Below are 15086 nucleotides of genomic sequence, written 5' to 3' on the forward strand. Positions count from 1 at the left end.
TTACTCGTTTACCTTTTTTATCTGGTCAGCGTTATCATATATTTTTCTGATGGCAAGTGCAATGTTGTCCATGTCGTTTTTCGAGCCCAGCAAAACATTTTGCGAGATCCACACCGCTTCCCGGTTGCAAAGCTGCTCGTTCATTGGGCATTGGTTTTCGTGAGCATAGCGCTCGTAGTCAAGCTGTTCACTGGAGTAGAATTTCCGGAAAAGGCGGCTTTTGAATGCATTTTTCAGAAAAGGCATCTTGTTCAGCTCCGAATATCCTGACAAGCAGGGTACTCCTTCGGCCTGCAATGCCTTGATAAACGCTTCGCGGGAGAGTCCCTTAAATGCTTCCTGCTGGTAACGGAAAGGAAACAGGTGGAAGGCAGCCCGGGTTGCATTCTTGTGCAGACGGTAAGGGCTTATACCCGGTATGTCCTTGATTTGATCGGCGAGATAAGCCGCGTTAACGCCGCGGGTTTGGGTCTGTTCTTCCAGCCGTGCGAGCTGGGCCAGGCCAATGGCTGCCTGGTACTCGGTAATGCGCAACTTGGTACCTACCATTACGGTCCCGGCTCCAACCTCTCCGGCCGCTGAGCCGTAAGGGTTGCCATAGTTGTGGAACGAGTAGCAGCGATCCATGAACTGGTCATCGTTACTGATGATGGCCCCACCTTCACCGATGGCCATGTTTTTTGAATTCTGGAAACTGAAACAACCGGCATTGCCGAAGGTTCCCACTTTCTGGTGGTTGATCTCGGCCAGCCATGCCTGACAGGCATCTTCCACTACCAGCAGGTTGTGTTTTTTTGCGATGGCCATGATTCGTTCCATATCGCAGGGCAACCCAAGGATGTGCACCGGCATGATGGCTCGGGTACGCGGGGTTATTCGTGCTTCAATTTTGTCGGGATCCATCAGGAAAGTTTCCGGGTCTACGTCTACAAAAACGGGAATGGCCCCGTTAAACATGATACTGGATACTGAGGCAATAAAAGTATAGGGAGTAACCAGCACTTCGTCTCCCCAACCTATCTCGAGCTGGGCCAGCGAAGCATTCAGCGCATTGGTGCCGTTAACAACGGCCAGACAGCGTTTGGCTCCGCAAATTTCGGCCCAGCGTTGCTCGAACAGGTCAACTACTTTGTTTCGTGACCATACACCACTGCGCATAACTTCCAGCAAATGCTTCTCGTCGGTTTCCGGCTTCCAGATTGGCCAGGCAGGCCAAGACGGAGAAGACAATGCCGGCTGCCCTCCAAGAAGGGCTGGGGAAGGGGAACTGGAAATACTGCCAGCCCAAATACTGCTTATTCCTCCAGGAAAAAGAAGAGTTCCTGCTCCCAACAAACTGTTCTGAAGAATAAAATCGCGCCGAGTGTGTGTATTGTTCTTTTTCATATTAAAATAGGTTTATAATCTTTAATGTCCAGATTATTATTATCATACTTATACCTGAAAAAGAGCGATTTTATCCACTTGTTTTTCAAGGTATTCATTGATTTTCTTTTCTACAGTTTAATCCTGTACCAAGAAGGATGGCTGGCATACTTTCCTCCACCGTACCGTTTGCAAACAATAATAATCTCTTCCTTTTCCACATTTTCCATGATGTTAAAGTTAGAGAGCTGCAATTTTGTGTCTTCGTGTTCATGCCTGGTATCAATCATTACCACACTTTCTTTTATCAATCCAAAATTTTCTGTATTTACTTCTGCAATAACCAATGGATAACGGGGATGACTTGCCTGAGGGTTTGTTTCGGTTATGTTTCCAACCCAGTATACCCGGCCACTCTTTCTGGATCTGAAAAGCGTTGAGTGTGCCGTTGGCACGAAAAAATTTTCTCCGTTGGTATAAGTAAGAGGTTTTGGTTCTGACCATGTCCTGCAGTAATCGTTAGAAAATGAAACTCTGGCATATCCAGGTAATTCGGGACGGGCAAGATTTGAACATCTGGCTACCATTGCAAATTTTCCTGGTTTTTTGGTTTCTATAATGGTTGCCTCACACACGCCTCTGGTTGAAACGTTGTAGTCGATACGCAACCATTCTCCGAAATCCCATGTTACATCGCTTCCATCGGGCAGCCATTTCCCAACGAGTACGCCTGCATCTCCAAACAGATAGGCATTTTCCACAGGGAGATAAATTTTTTGATTCTCTTCGTCCCAGGGATGTAAACTGAGAGGTACCATTATTTCTCCGTTTGACGCTTTGACGATAGGTCTTGTAAAGTCGATATTAAATCCATTTCTGCCAATTTTCACTCCTTTTATTGGATTCATCGTGTCGTGTCCTTTGACAACCACAAGCTTCAACTCCGAGAAAGTTTTTCCACCATCTTTAGAGACACGATACCACGTTTTATATTGGGGCGATCCTGTTGAGGTATCTCCCTTTCCCGGGGTGGAAATAACGAGTTGTAAAACCCATGGTTTTCCTGGTTCAACAAAAATATTACCTGTAATATAATTGCCGCTTCCACTGTAAAAATTTTCTTTTTCCCATGGGAATGGAACAGGTTGAACGCTTGGTACGGTCGGCACATTTGGACAATAGATAAAACCGGGGTCAGAAGGAATAGCGCGATATTCATCATTGTATTGATCATTGATAAACCAGATTTGTTTATCAATCACTTTGGGAATGCTTACTAACACATCTGACTCACTGATCTCTTCAGTGCCTTTACATGCCAGAAATATGATGCCTACAAGTGATGCGGCAATGATCATTAATGCATATTTCAGCTTAATTGTTTTTTGAATTCTATATTTCATTTTTCTTGTGATCTCTACATTCAAACAAACGTTTGCGTAAATTTATATAAATTTATCATAACATGCTATTTTACCAGAAAATATGCGAATTTTTACATTCGCTTATAATACTTTAAACGCACATTATTTATTTTCGATCTTAAAGTTGATTCTAATTTGCCCTTTTTTTGCTGCTAATCTGGGTGTCTGTTTGGCACCTGATAGATTCGATCAAAAAGGTTAGCGCGATTGTAGCTGTCTTTATTTCTCGAAGTTTCCAGATTGTTCTCTAGTGAATTTTTTTTAAAGGTTACAAGCTATTTAAAGTATCTTTCCAACCTGACATCCAATTTTACAACAGGTTTTCCTCTACTTCTAATTACAAGGAACGGGCAAGAAGACAATGCTCTTATTCAACAAAGACCGTTTTTCTTTTTGTATTTAATTCGATACAAAAAATGAGGACTCTGGTCTCCATACAGGTTCTTTATTTATTATTGATTAGCAAGTCGGCGCTTGCAAAAGATTTTCAGAGTTGAAAGTGGTTTTCCTTTTGCACGCAAAAAGAAAACCACGAAATCAAACTTAACAATACAAAAACGAAAGTTTCATTGCAATATACAATGATATAGACTTAATCGTTAATGCTGAAGAAAGACAGCTCGCCTATTGTTACAGGCACAGCTCCATTCCACGTATCTTTTACTACATATCGGATATAACGTACGGGTGTAGTATTGTTCAGAATCATAAAATCCTCTCCTGCTGCTGCATATTCAAGATCCTCTGGACTTTCCTTGCCTAGATCCTGCCGAGAAGGTTTAATCGACTCGTAAACTCCTAATACCGTCCATTCCGAAAAATCGTCACTAACATCAGGCGTTGTACTTCCCCATACTTCAAATTTCTTTACTCCCTGACTTCTGTATACGACTCCGGCAGTTAAGCGTTGCCATTGTTTTATTCGGGAAAGCTTAACTTCTTCTCCCAGATCGAACGTGAAACTATGTGGCAATGTAATCCCAGATTGAATATACCATGTTCCTACATTGTCATCCCACATTTTTTCTATTCCATAAGAAGAACTATGTTCGAAATATGGGATTCCAGGTGGGTTCCATCTTGTGATCAGTGAATTATCCATTTTTGAATCAATACGATTGACGGAAATAAAATTGGAGTACAAGGTATCGTAAGCTTCTTCTTCGGGCAAATACAAGGTCCTGAATTCGAATTCTCCACTAAAGCCTTCCAGTAGAAGAGAAGACTCTCCACTCGTGATGAATTTTGTTACATAATTTCCAGCCTTGTTCTTGTATTTAATTTCAGATTTCATGTAGTATTCCGGGATACTGCCCCATTGGGTGAAAACCGTGTCTTGTGTCAGAAACGTAGCATATTTCAGATTCCTCTCAATAAGCGTTTTCTGGAACTTGGGACCATAAACATGACCTGAAGTTTCCATCGGAATTGATCGATTCTTTAGTTCACTATTCATGGTTACCAGTTGGAAATAATACATTCGTTCTTCTAAATCGGAAATCAATAGTTGCTTAGCACTAGTCCCCGGTGAGCCTGGAATGTCAACAAGGACTGAATCTTCTCCTGAATTCCAGTATACCATTAATTTTGTTGCTTTGGGATCAGAAATCCAATAGTGGATCATGGCACGACCAACACCGGGCAGTACTTTTGCAGAATCGGGTTGCCCAACATAAATCTTCTCTCCTTCTTCAAGATACTGGTCATGAAGATCGTTCATCTTTGAGCAGTAACTAAAGAACAATCCTACGATTACTAATAAAATGGATTCAATTAAATATTTTGATTTCATTTTTTAAAATTTTTCTTGTAAAAGAATTAGTTCATTATATTGCCAAATGCATCTATCTCCATAATGACAAAGTTATTGGCTCCTCCCCATGTTTTGAGCACATCAAAACGGAGGTATCTTACAGCTGGAGTACCGATTGGCATGTTGAAATCTTCTCCTGCAACGGCAAAAGCCTGATCTTCGTCTGTAATCTGTCCAAGGGGTAAGCCAGAAGGTTTGTAGGAGTCGAACTCTCCTAATAATACCCATGTGGAAAGATCGTCGCTTACTCCCGGGTGGTCAGAGCCATATACTTTGAAATGCCTTAAATTTCCGGCAGTATAGGTTTGACTTGCATTACAGCGTTGGTATAATTTGAGGCGGCTTAGTTTGGCCAACTGGCCCATGTCAAAAGTAAAACTAGTAGGAAGTGTGACCGATGTAGAGCCCATAAATCCGGGACTGATTAAAGCACCTTGTCCGTCCCACATGTTTTCAATCTCCCAATAACCGTAGTTTGCATATGCTATGCCTGGTGGATTCCATCTTGCAAATCTGGCTTTATCCAGCTCTTCTTCAAAGAGTGGTAAATAGGTTCCACTGATCGTATCTGTATGGTTTCCCCATTTGTCGCGCAAGTATACTGCAAGAATAATCTCCTCAGCATTCAGTCCTCTGATATTGCCTTTGCCCGTTCCTGCATTGGTGTAAAAGTTCTCGATCTCTTCGTATTTGGCCTCTGTCGTATTCCAGCTTGCAATGGATAATACAACATCAGCATTCGTTGGATTGTCCCATGTGATAAAAACTCCTCCAAAATCATTGGCAATATTTACCGATTCCAATATTCCAAAAATAGGAGCTTCTTTTGGATGAATTTCCACCTCAACCGGTTGTGATTCATTTTTGCTTCGGTCGCCGCACACAAGAGAAACTGTTTGTGATTTTGACTGCCCTAGTCCTTCAATCCTTATTCTGTTTGTATAGGCCGAAGCTTTTTGTTCCATTATGGTACCATTATCGAGCTGATAGGTTACTTTTATATATAGGAGGTCATCGTCGTCGGGAATCGCGTAGGAAATGATTGCGCCTCCGGCAATATTCTCCACTTGAGGATTTGCAATTTGCTTGGGAGGAATGCTATCCAATGGGTATTGCCCTCTTTCCTCTTCTTCGCAAGACCAGATAAAGCAAATCGCAAATAGTAATATGAATATTTTACTTTTCATCATTCTTATTTTTAAGTTTTTGACAAATTACCAACCGGGATTTTGTACAAGGTTTGTATTCACTGACAGGTTATATTGTCTGATCGGCCAAAAGATATCTTTGCGGGTATAATTCATATCCATGTACGAAGTAACATGATAAAAATCGCTGTTATTCTCTCCTAAGTAATACCAACCCTGTATTGTTGTATTCAATTCCTGAGGAGCTCGTCCCCAGCGCCGAAGATCCCAATATCGCTGTTCTTCAAAGGCCAGCTCAATACTTCTTTCGCGTTGAATAATTTCTCTCATACCCTCCTGGGTTGTATATTTCTGAGAAAACCTGGAATAATTACTCCACGATTCTACCACTCCTTTCAAGCCTGCTCTTTCCCGAATAATGTCGATATATTGATATACTTCCTGATTCGGACTGGCCAAGGTTTCGTTGAGAGCTTCTGCATACAGAAGATATAAATCAGCCAAACGAATAATTGGCCACTCCCATGCTTTGTTTACATAGACTGTTTGATTATAAACCCCGTAAAAGTTAGATAGCTTTTTGATGTAGAAAGAGGTGAGGGAATAACGCTCAATACCTATCGGTCCTGAAATTTCTCCGGCTTTGGCATTGATTGGCCACTGCTGATTTTCGTCGTAACGTCCCACGCCATACCACCAACCTTTATCAAAGCCGATGCTGCCGTAAAAACGAGGCTCTCTGTTTAAATGAAGTTGGGCCGTTAATACATTGGGCTGAACCAATAATTTGTCTTCTTCGGTGGTTACTGTTAAATCATAACGATTGGCATAATCGTAAGTGACATCTTCCTCTATCGGGACACCATTTTTTGAATAAAAACATTCAACAGCCTTCATGGTCGGAACATAAACACCTACTCTTACCGGAATATGCAAAGCGTCAAGTGCTGGCATCGAATACACATCATTGTACCAACCAATGTTATACGAACCAACATTTCGGCCATATGAGTCTGTTCCCTGTCCTGAATAACCCCAAATATGTTCGCTGTTCCATTTGTCGGTAACAATTTGCCCCACCTGTGCAATAAGCCTGGTTTGTTCCGACAAGTTCAATGATACATCTCTGAATTCAAATAATGCATGACCGGCAGCATGGCATGTATCAATGGCATTTTTACAAGCGACCATTGCTCTTTGCCATTTTGCCGGGTCTTCAACGGGATTGATAAAGTTTCTTCCCAGATGATCTTTAAACGATGTGTAATCCTTGTTTCCGTTAAACAGCGGACTGGCAGCAGTAACCAAAACTTTTGCTTTCAGGGCAAGTGCTATTGCCTGAGTAAAGCGGCCTTGTTCTGCAATTGGGTTGTCGATTTTTAACGGCAAATCGGGCGTTGCTTCATCCAGTAATTGAACAATGTATTCAACAACATCATCAACGGGCTCTCTGTAAACCATTATTTCTTCTTTGGATGCGGAAATAGGTAGGTTTTCTTTAACAATTGGGATGGGGCCATACATCTGCATCAGGAAGTAATGGTAATATGCTTTTAAGCATTTAACTTCAGCAATCCATACTGGTTTTTCGTACGATTCCAGATCCCGGACTTCGTCAAGTCGTTCGATAAATATATTGCAATCACGGATGCCCTTCCAGAGGCTTTTGCCGCCCCATAGACGCAATCCATCCCAGTAGTTGATAATTGGGGAGTTGACATTATTACCCTCTTTCAAGACGGTCCAACCTAATTGAAAACCGGCCCAGTTTTGATTACCGTAGGTTGTTGCAAAATCATCAAAACGTCCGGGAGATTCGCACAAGCCATGTCTGGGCATATACGAGTAACAAGTAGCGAGATATTGTTCCGCTCTTACTCGGTCTTTAAAGGCATAATCCAATGTTGCCACGTTGTCGGGGACAATATCCAAATAATCGCCACACGAGGTCGCAATCATTATTGAAGAAATTATAATTATAAAAATACTTCTTTTCATAAAGGTAATGTTTTGAGTTGTTTAGAATGAGACTTGGACGCCAAAATTGACTACTCTCTGAATAGGATATCCTAATCCATTTCCTGCCATTTCAGGATCCCATAACTTGAATTTACTAAACGTAAGGAGGTTGGTCCCACTTGAGTACAATCGAAGTTTTTCGATTCCTGCTTTTTTTGTTAAGGTGTTTGGCAAAGTAAAACCAAGTTCTACATTCTTCAATCGCAAGAAGCCGCCATCTTGCATAAACCATGTGCTTAGTACACTGTTGTTTGAGTTGATTACCGGCGACAAACGAGGCCACAAAGCATAGAGATTTCGATTGCTTTCTGACCAGTAATCATCGGCATAAACTTTTAGAAGCTGTTGCTCGTTAACAAAAGGTGCAGTTTTTTTTGTATCAATCCAGAACGACTCACGAGCTAATCCCTGGAAGAAAAATGAGAAATCAATATTTTTGTATCCAGTAGATAGTCCGAAGCCATAAACAACTTCAGGAGTTGTAGGATAGCCAATCGGTACCATGTCTAATTCATTGATTGAGCCATTGCCATCAATGTCTTTGTATTTGATGTCTCCAGCCATTGCATCACTAAATTGAGTAGGTGAGTTCTTTATTTCGTATTCATCAACAAATAGTCTTTCTGCCACATAGCCCCATTGCTGTCCCAATGAATATCCTATCTTCGATTTCCACGGAGTGTCTTCGTAAATTGGTTCGTCGTAAACAAGAAATTCGCTGGTTGCATATGTAAAGTTAAAACGTCCGGACAGCCAAAAGTCATTTGAAAAATGTTTGTTTAAGTCCATTGAGAAATCAATTCCTCGTCCTTTTGCTTCTCCTGTATTTGCTTTAGAAGCTGCCTGCAAACCCAGGGTTGAGGGGATGTGACTTCTGTTCATCAGGATGTTTGTACGATGTTCCTGATACACATCAAAGACAACATCAATCATTTCCAAGAGATTCATTTCAAAACCAAGATTGGTTTTTCTGGCTGTTTCCCATGTAATGTCCGGATTCTCGTACCTGGAAATACTAATCCCATTTTTGTAGTAATTAAATTCTGAGCCGAAGATATATCTGTTCGAACTCGTGTTCATATTTACTTCTGAAAGGTAGAAAAACCTGTCAGATGGAGAACCAATAGCATCATTCCCTACTAACCCTTCGGTAAATTTCAATTTGAACATTGGGATTATCTCTTTCAGATTTCCTGCCCAAAAGTTTTCTTTCGATACAACCCATCCCAGACCAACGGAAGGGAAGAACCCAAACCGGTGTTCTTTTGAGAACCTTTCAGAGCCATTGTATCCAAAGTTGGCCTCTAAAAAATACCGCTGTTTGTAAGCATATGTTCCACGCCCTGAAATACCCATATTGCGGAAAGCCAGCGACTGCTGCAACGAACCGGCATTCCCTTCCAGACGGTTCCGCAGATAAGCTACAAGCATCCCACTAACCGAATGATCACTTGAAGACTCATGTTCGTAATTGATGGCACCTTCCATGTATGTGTTCGAGGTAATAACCTTGGCTCCTTCGTAGTAATCGAGGTGCTCTTGTCCTGATTCAGGATTTACAGCCCCCAGTATATATTCCCCGGTACTCTTATCATAGCTGCCAACCGTATAATAGAATGGCTTATAATAGCGGCTCACGTCAAAATGAGAATAACGCGTTGTACTCATCAGGCCTCTGGCTTTTAGTCCATCTGCAATAAAGTTGAGATCTTGATGAGCTTCAAATTGTGCGATCATGGTTGAGTTTGTGTACTCCTTGTATCCTTTTACCATGTCAGCATAAGGGTTCAGGTAGTTTCCGTCAACTGTGTTCCCGAAAAGAATATGATCAGTTGTTTTATTCATTTCATCCGGCTCATAATATGCAGGAAACAAAACAGGATTTGTTCGCATTACCTTGTTGTATAAATCGGTACCACTATCCAGAGGTCCCGAATAATCATCAAATGTACCGTACAAACGTACAACAACCTCTGTCGTGTTTGTTACATTGATATTGACGTTCGAGCGCAACAAAGTTCTATTGAGCTTGATATTGTTATTGAAGTTATTCTTTTTATCAACTTCCAGAATACCATTATCCCGGTTAAAAGTTCCGGCTAAATAGTAACGAGCAACTTTTCCCCCTCCGCTAATATTAAAATTAAGGCGTCGGTTGGTTGTAAAGTTTTTAAACAACATGTTGTACCAATCAGTCGCAGGGTAGAGTAAAGGATGAACGCCCTTTTCGGTATTTTCGATTTTTTCTTGCGAATAAGGCAAAAGCCCAAGTGGGTCGCGTGTAATCACCGCTTCATTATGTAGCTTCATGTAAGTTATCGGGTCGGCGAGTTTAATTTCCTTGGTAGGAGCCGATATCGATTCTTCATAACGTATTGTTACCCTGGCTTTTCCTTCTTTTCCTTGTTTAGTTGTGACTAAAATGACTCCATTGGCTCCGCGTGCTCCATAAAGCGATGTTGCAGTGGCATCTTTCATAATAGAGAAACTCTCAATATCGTCTGGTTGAACCCGGGATAAGTCACTAGAGGTAACTTCTATGCCGTCTAGCAAGATAAGAGGGCTGGCAGTATAACCAAAACTGGTAACACCACGAATAAAGAAATCGGCAGTGTCGTCTCCGGGTTCTCCACTACGCTGGTAAGAAATTAAACCAGCCATTCTCCCTGCCAGAGCAGTGGTTAGGTTGCTGCTAGGTACTTTTAGTTCTTCGGTTTTGATGGTAGAAATAGAGGAAATAACACTTTCCTTTCTTTGTTTTCCAAAGGCTACGATCGTAACCTCTGATAATTCATCAACTTTTTCTTTCATGGTCACATTGATCACTGTTTGCTCTCCAACATCGATCGTCTGAGATTCTAGTCCCACGAATGAAAATAATAGCTTGTCGACAGAAGCAACTTTTATCGAGTACTTTCCGTCCAGGTCAGTAATAACCCCCCGGGTAACTCCGGCTACGGTTACGGTAACTCCGGGAATGGGAATCCCCTTTTCGTCGGATACAACCCCCATTACTTCTTTTTCATTTTGTTGACTTACATTCGAATTTGTCCAGAAATCGAAGGGGGTCGAGAATGCATTCTTTTGTCCGACCAAAAGAATCGCGACAATAAACATTGTGCAGCATTTTATATGCAGCAACTTGAAAATTGGAATCCTGATGTTTCTTTTCATATATTATTGATTTAGCATTGGTTCTCTCTTGATTGTTTGTGTGCTGGGGGCTTCCTGGTTGATTGTTATGTGTTTTTACTTTGTTGTGTATTGAAATATAATTTTTATTAGTTAGTTATTTTTTTTCTTCCTTGGAGTGAATTTATATCGGTTTTATGATTGAATCGTTCAAAACTAGTCATTAATATAATTTTTAGCAAGCAATTTTTACTTTTTTTGTGATAGAAAATTTGTTTTTTTGGGTGTATTTGTGTTTTATTTGTGTTTAAGTATTTGTCATATAGCTATTTGTGTTATTTATTCAAAATTAATCAAATATAATCATTCTTGTTTAGTCTTTATCGTGGTTTAGGATTGTTTTAATGCATCTTTTTGTGTTGTCGCGTTTGTTGTCGATTCTTGCGACTGCCTTTTGGTGTGTAGGTGAATTCTGTTTGCTATTGCGATCTAATTTTGTGGTCTTTGGAGGGTGGAGTGTCGGTAGTTTATGAAAAAATAGGACAGAATTTACAAGATCTCTTTTCTTAGGCGTTGGTTGGTGTTGTGTTTTTTTGGCAAAGTTTATTGGATGTGTGTTGGTTTTTGTGTATTTGATATTGATGTTTTATTGTGTTGGTATGACGGGTAGAATTTTTTTGTTGACTTCGGGTTTCTACTTGACTTGACAGTGTTGTGATTTGGTCTTGAGTTGAGTGGATAGTCTTTTTTTGTGGGGTTGCTTTGGTTGGTTGTGTTGTAGGAAGAGGTGTGTGGATTTAGTTTGCGACTGGTTTGGATTTTTTGTTTGATAATGATCGAAAGTGTTTGAGTTTTTAGTGTGGTTGTTTGCTGTAGTGAAAATTGAAAACAAAGTGGTGTTAGTTGTGAAGATTGGTAGTAGCAGTTTAAATAAAAATGGTGAGGTGATTAGAGGAAAAGCAAATGCTGTGTATTTGTCTTTTAAGAGAAGTTGGTTATTGTTTGTTGAATTTGTAGGAGTATACAAAATATTACGCAAACGTTTGTTTGAAATATTGAGTGTTTGTTGTATTTTCGGGGTGATTTGGAGCTTATTGTGAGGTATGTGTACTGTTGTGTCTTTGAGTGGAGTGTGTTTTGAAGAGAGTGAGGTCATGGACTTGGTGGACAAGATTTGTTCAAACGTAAAGTGATTTAATATAATATGTTAAGGTTGTATAACTAATGTCTTGAAGAAAGACAGAGGAGGCTACGTGCGTGTTTTTGTGCACATATTTCTATGGTTTGTTTGCACCGAGTATATCGCCCATTTAAGATACAAGATTTCAAATAGTAGCTAATGTGTCTTTTGTGTTGCAATAATCTGGGGTCAGGTAAAAATGATATTATACAATGTGGACAAGACTGTAGGGTTGGTGTGTAGATGAAAAAGGGAAGGAAAAATAGAATTCCCGATGAAGGATTTGTGATTTGAGAGTCATGATCGCTATCTGCGGCTGGGGTTATGGTTGCTTTTGCAATCCGGTGATGAATATGAAAAATATAAACTGGTTGTTGGTTAAAATGCTGCAATTACGCGCATTTTTTCGGAGATGAGTTAATTGGTACAGGCGCTACCCAAAGTGGAGTTATAAAAAGGATGAACAGAGCAGACGATGTTGGCAAAAACAGTTTGCAGGTGAAATAGGGATGAATGGTTGCATGCAGTAGTTCGTAAGAAAGATCTTTATAATAAACCTTTATAATTAAGTAATATGAAACTAAGTCGTCGTAGGTTTTTTCAGAATGCTACAGCTGTAACAGGTGGAATTGTTTTATGTGGAGTTCACGGCAGTCATGGTGCTTCGGCAACTTTGCCGGGAGTGATAAAAATTGAAAAACCGTTCCATGGTGCTGTTTTAAACGTTCGGCATGGTGAGCAAGTTGAGGGAGGGTTGAAGGTGAGTGTGCAGGGAGAGGCTCCTTTGGATAGTAAGGTTACGGTAAATGGAGTTGAGGCACGGCGCGAGAAAAATAAATTTATGGCCGATGTGATTCTGCGCAACACTGAATCTGAGATTACGGCTACTTCTGATGGATTGTATGGGAATAACAAACATACAGTAAAAGTGGTATGGGATAAAAATTCATTCCCCCGGTATGGGTTTGAAATAGATGATAACATATTCTTTTTTCGTGATATCGCTCAAAAAAGATATCGTTCACTGTTCGATAATTTTTACCTGGAAGGATTGCGGAAACTTCATCAGAAATATGGAACAAAAGTTCTGTTGAATATCTTTTATTCTGATGGTTTGGAATATACAAAATCATCCGAGTTTACCCTGTCGCAGTTTTCCGATCGCTACAAAGGTGAATGGAGAGACAATGCCGATTGGCTCAAGCTTACTTTTCATGCCAGGGCCAATCTTCCTGATTATCCGTACAGGGATGCTCCGGTGCAGAAATTAATCGGTGATTTGGATGAGGTGAGAGAACAGATTATCCGCTTTGCCGGCGAAGAAACCTATACTCCTCCCACTATTGTTCATTGGGGTATGATGCCGCCTCAGGCCTATGGGGCGATGGCTGAAAGAAACGTGAAAGTACTACGCGGTTATTTCTTTCAAAGAGAGAATGGGGAATGGGATGTCAATCACGAATTGGATGCAGTACGATCGGAATATCTCTCCCGCAATCATCAACTGAAAGATTTTGATAGTGGCATTGTGTTCTCTAAAATTCATTTAGTGGGTAATATCACTCCAATCGAAGAAATTGTCCCTTCGCTTGAACCCTTGCTTGAACAGCCACATAGTGCTGAAGTTTTGGATTTGATGACCCATGAACAATATTTCTGGCCTTTTTATGCTAATTATATTCCTGATCATTTCGACAGGCTCGACAGGGCTATTGGATGGGCTACAGAGCACGGCTACAAACCTGTTTTTTGGAACGACGGATTTTTGGGGGCGCCGGCATAAAAACTTTTAAATTCACCTGCCTACATAAATAAATACCATAAAAACTGATTAATCACAAATAAAAACTAAATCAAATGTCAAATCGCAGAAATTTTATCAAGCAAATGGCTGCTGCAGGTGTTGCTAGCAGCTTACCATCTTTTCTTTTAGCGCAGCAAAACTCGCCCCAGGACAAAATATGGGCGAACCTGTTACATCTGAGTTATAACATGTGGGAAGACAATGTTTCGTTGAAATACAAGGATGAAAATTATAAGTGCACTACCTGTCAGGAAGCTCGGGAGTGGGCACATCCTTACAGGTCGTCCCTTACTTTTGATGATGCCGTATGGGACGCATTGTTAACCGAGATGGCGGCTGTTGGAATGAATATGGTTATCATAGATCTTGGAGATGCAGTTAAATATGAAAGCCATCCTGAAATTGCTGTAAAAAATGCCTGGACAACGGAAAAGCTAAGATCAGAACTGGTTAAAATAAGAAAGTTGGGTCTGGAGCCTATCCCGAAGCTTAATTTTGCAACTACTCACGATGTGTGGATGGGGGAATATTCTCGAATGGTCTCAACGAGTAAATATTATGAGGTATGCCGCAATCTTATCGGCGAGGTAATAGAGTTATTTGATTATCCTCGTTTCTTTCACTTGGGAATGGATGAGGAGACGCCTGATTACCAGGGACGGTTCGATCATGTTACTGTACGTCAGAATGATCTTTGGTGGGGAGATCTCTATTTCTATATAGGAGAAGTCGAGAAGAAGGGGGTGCGTTCGTGGATATGGTCGGATTATGCCTGGCATCATCCTGAACGCTTTTTTAAGAAAATGCCAAAATCCGTACTTCAGAGTAACTGGTATTACGGGGCAAGCTTGGAAGAGGAAAAAACGAAAAGTTATGTGAAGCTATACAATGATTTGGAAGCGCATGGTTATGATCAGGTACCGACAGGCAGTAATCATTACAATGATGAAAACATGGAAGCAACTGTGGATTATTGTAGAAAGGTGATAGATCCTTCCAGGTTGTATGGTTTTATGACAGCTGCCTGGCGGCCTACGATGTCACCTTGTCTCGACAGGCATAAAGAAGCCATCGCTCAAATCGAGAGGGCAATGAAAAAGTTTTAATCGGCAATTGTTCTAAATCACTGGTGTCCGGGGAAGATCTTTTCAGACCCCATGTTTAGACTTCACCTCTCAGTTTTCTCCCGGGCATCAGTGAT

The 15086-nt window shown here is 40.8% G+C and carries 9 protein-coding genes; 3 read left to right on the forward strand and 6 right to left on the reverse strand.

Annotation, left to right across the window (positions count from 1 at the left end):
• The 6 genes from D1614_RS18995 to D1614_RS19020 form a co-directional block, all read right to left on the reverse strand.
• Positions 1–1386: a DegT/DnrJ/EryC1/StrS family aminotransferase gene (locus tag D1614_RS18995; protein ID WP_119439555.1), complete on the reverse strand. Its 1386-nt coding sequence runs from the start codon at positions 1384–1386 to the stop codon at positions 1–3.
• Between the two features lie 110 nt (positions 1387–1496).
• A complete protein-coding gene (locus D1614_RS19000; protein ID WP_119439556.1) occupies positions 1497–2768 on the reverse strand; it encodes a sialidase family protein in 1272 nt (423 codons plus the stop codon).
• 613 nt (positions 2769–3381) lie between these two features.
• On the reverse strand, positions 3382–4509 hold the full coding sequence (locus D1614_RS19005) for a DUF4998 domain-containing protein (RefSeq protein WP_162304567.1): 1128 nt from the start codon (positions 4507–4509) through the stop codon (positions 3382–3384).
• 98 nt (positions 4510–4607) lie between these two features.
• Entirely contained in the window at positions 4608–5789 is a 1182-nt protein-coding gene (locus tag D1614_RS19010) for a DUF5000 domain-containing lipoprotein (protein ID WP_194086716.1), read from the reverse strand.
• 27 nt (positions 5790–5816) lie between these two features.
• Positions 5817–7748, reverse strand: a complete 1932-nt coding sequence (locus D1614_RS19015) for a RagB/SusD family nutrient uptake outer membrane protein (RefSeq protein ID WP_119439559.1) — start codon at positions 7746–7748, stop codon at positions 5817–5819.
• A gap of 21 nt (positions 7749–7769) precedes the next feature.
• On the reverse strand, positions 7770–10886 hold the full coding sequence (locus D1614_RS19020; protein ID WP_206610084.1) for a SusC/RagA family TonB-linked outer membrane protein: 3117 nt from the start codon (positions 10884–10886) through the stop codon (positions 7770–7772).
• Positions 10887–11743: 857 nt separating this feature from the next.
• Between D1614_RS19020 and D1614_RS19025 the strand changes: the two genes are divergently transcribed.
• The 3 genes from D1614_RS19025 to D1614_RS19035 all read left to right on the forward strand — a co-directional run bounded on the left by D1614_RS19025 (position 11744) and on the right by D1614_RS19035 (position 14991).
• A complete protein-coding gene (locus D1614_RS19025) occupies positions 11744–12001 on the forward strand; it encodes a hypothetical protein (protein ID WP_119439561.1) in 258 nt (85 codons plus the stop codon).
• A 654-nt stretch (positions 12002–12655) separates the two neighbouring features.
• Positions 12656–13864 (forward strand): hypothetical protein, encoded by a 1209-nt coding sequence (locus D1614_RS19030; RefSeq protein WP_119439562.1) that lies wholly within the window; start codon positions 12656–12658, stop codon positions 13862–13864.
• 74 nt (positions 13865–13938) lie between these two features.
• On the forward strand, positions 13939–14991 hold the full coding sequence (locus D1614_RS19035) for a glycoside hydrolase family 20 protein (RefSeq protein ID WP_147384322.1): 1053 nt from the start codon (positions 13939–13941) through the stop codon (positions 14989–14991).
• Positions 14992–15086: the final 95 nt, after the last annotated feature.

This window comes from Maribellus luteus (assembly GCF_003576475.1).
Lineage (GTDB): Bacteria > Bacteroidota > Bacteroidia > Bacteroidales > Prolixibacteraceae > Draconibacterium > Draconibacterium luteum.

What these genes read in the sequence shown, in the direction of transcription:
- D1614_RS19035 (WP_147384322.1), top strand. Translation starts at nt 13,939, where the DNA reads ATGTCAAATCGCAGAAATTTTATCAAGCAAATGGCTGCTGCAGGTGTT.
- D1614_RS18995 (WP_119439555.1), bottom strand. Translation starts at nt 1,386, where the DNA reads ATGAAAAAGAACAATACACACACTCGGCGCGATTTTATTCTTCAGAAC.
- D1614_RS19030 (WP_119439562.1), top strand. Translation starts at nt 12,656, where the DNA reads ATGAAACTAAGTCGTCGTAGGTTTTTTCAGAATGCTACAGCTGTAACA.
- D1614_RS19010 (WP_194086716.1), bottom strand. Translation starts at nt 5,789, where the DNA reads ATGAAAAGTAAAATATTCATATTACTATTTGCGATTTGCTTTATCTGG.
- D1614_RS19000 (WP_119439556.1), bottom strand. Translation starts at nt 2,768, where the DNA reads ATGAAATATAGAATTCAAAAAACAATTAAGCTGAAATATGCATTAATG.
- D1614_RS19015 (WP_119439559.1), bottom strand. Translation starts at nt 7,748, where the DNA reads ATGAAAAGAAGTATTTTTATAATTATAATTTCTTCAATAATGATTGCG.
- D1614_RS19005 (WP_162304567.1), bottom strand. Translation starts at nt 4,509, where the DNA reads ATGAACGATCTTCATGACCAGTATCTTGAAGAAGGAGAGAAGATTTAT.
- D1614_RS19020 (WP_206610084.1), bottom strand. Translation starts at nt 10,886, where the DNA reads ATGTTTATTGTCGCGATTCTTTTGGTCGGACAAAAGAATGCATTCTCG.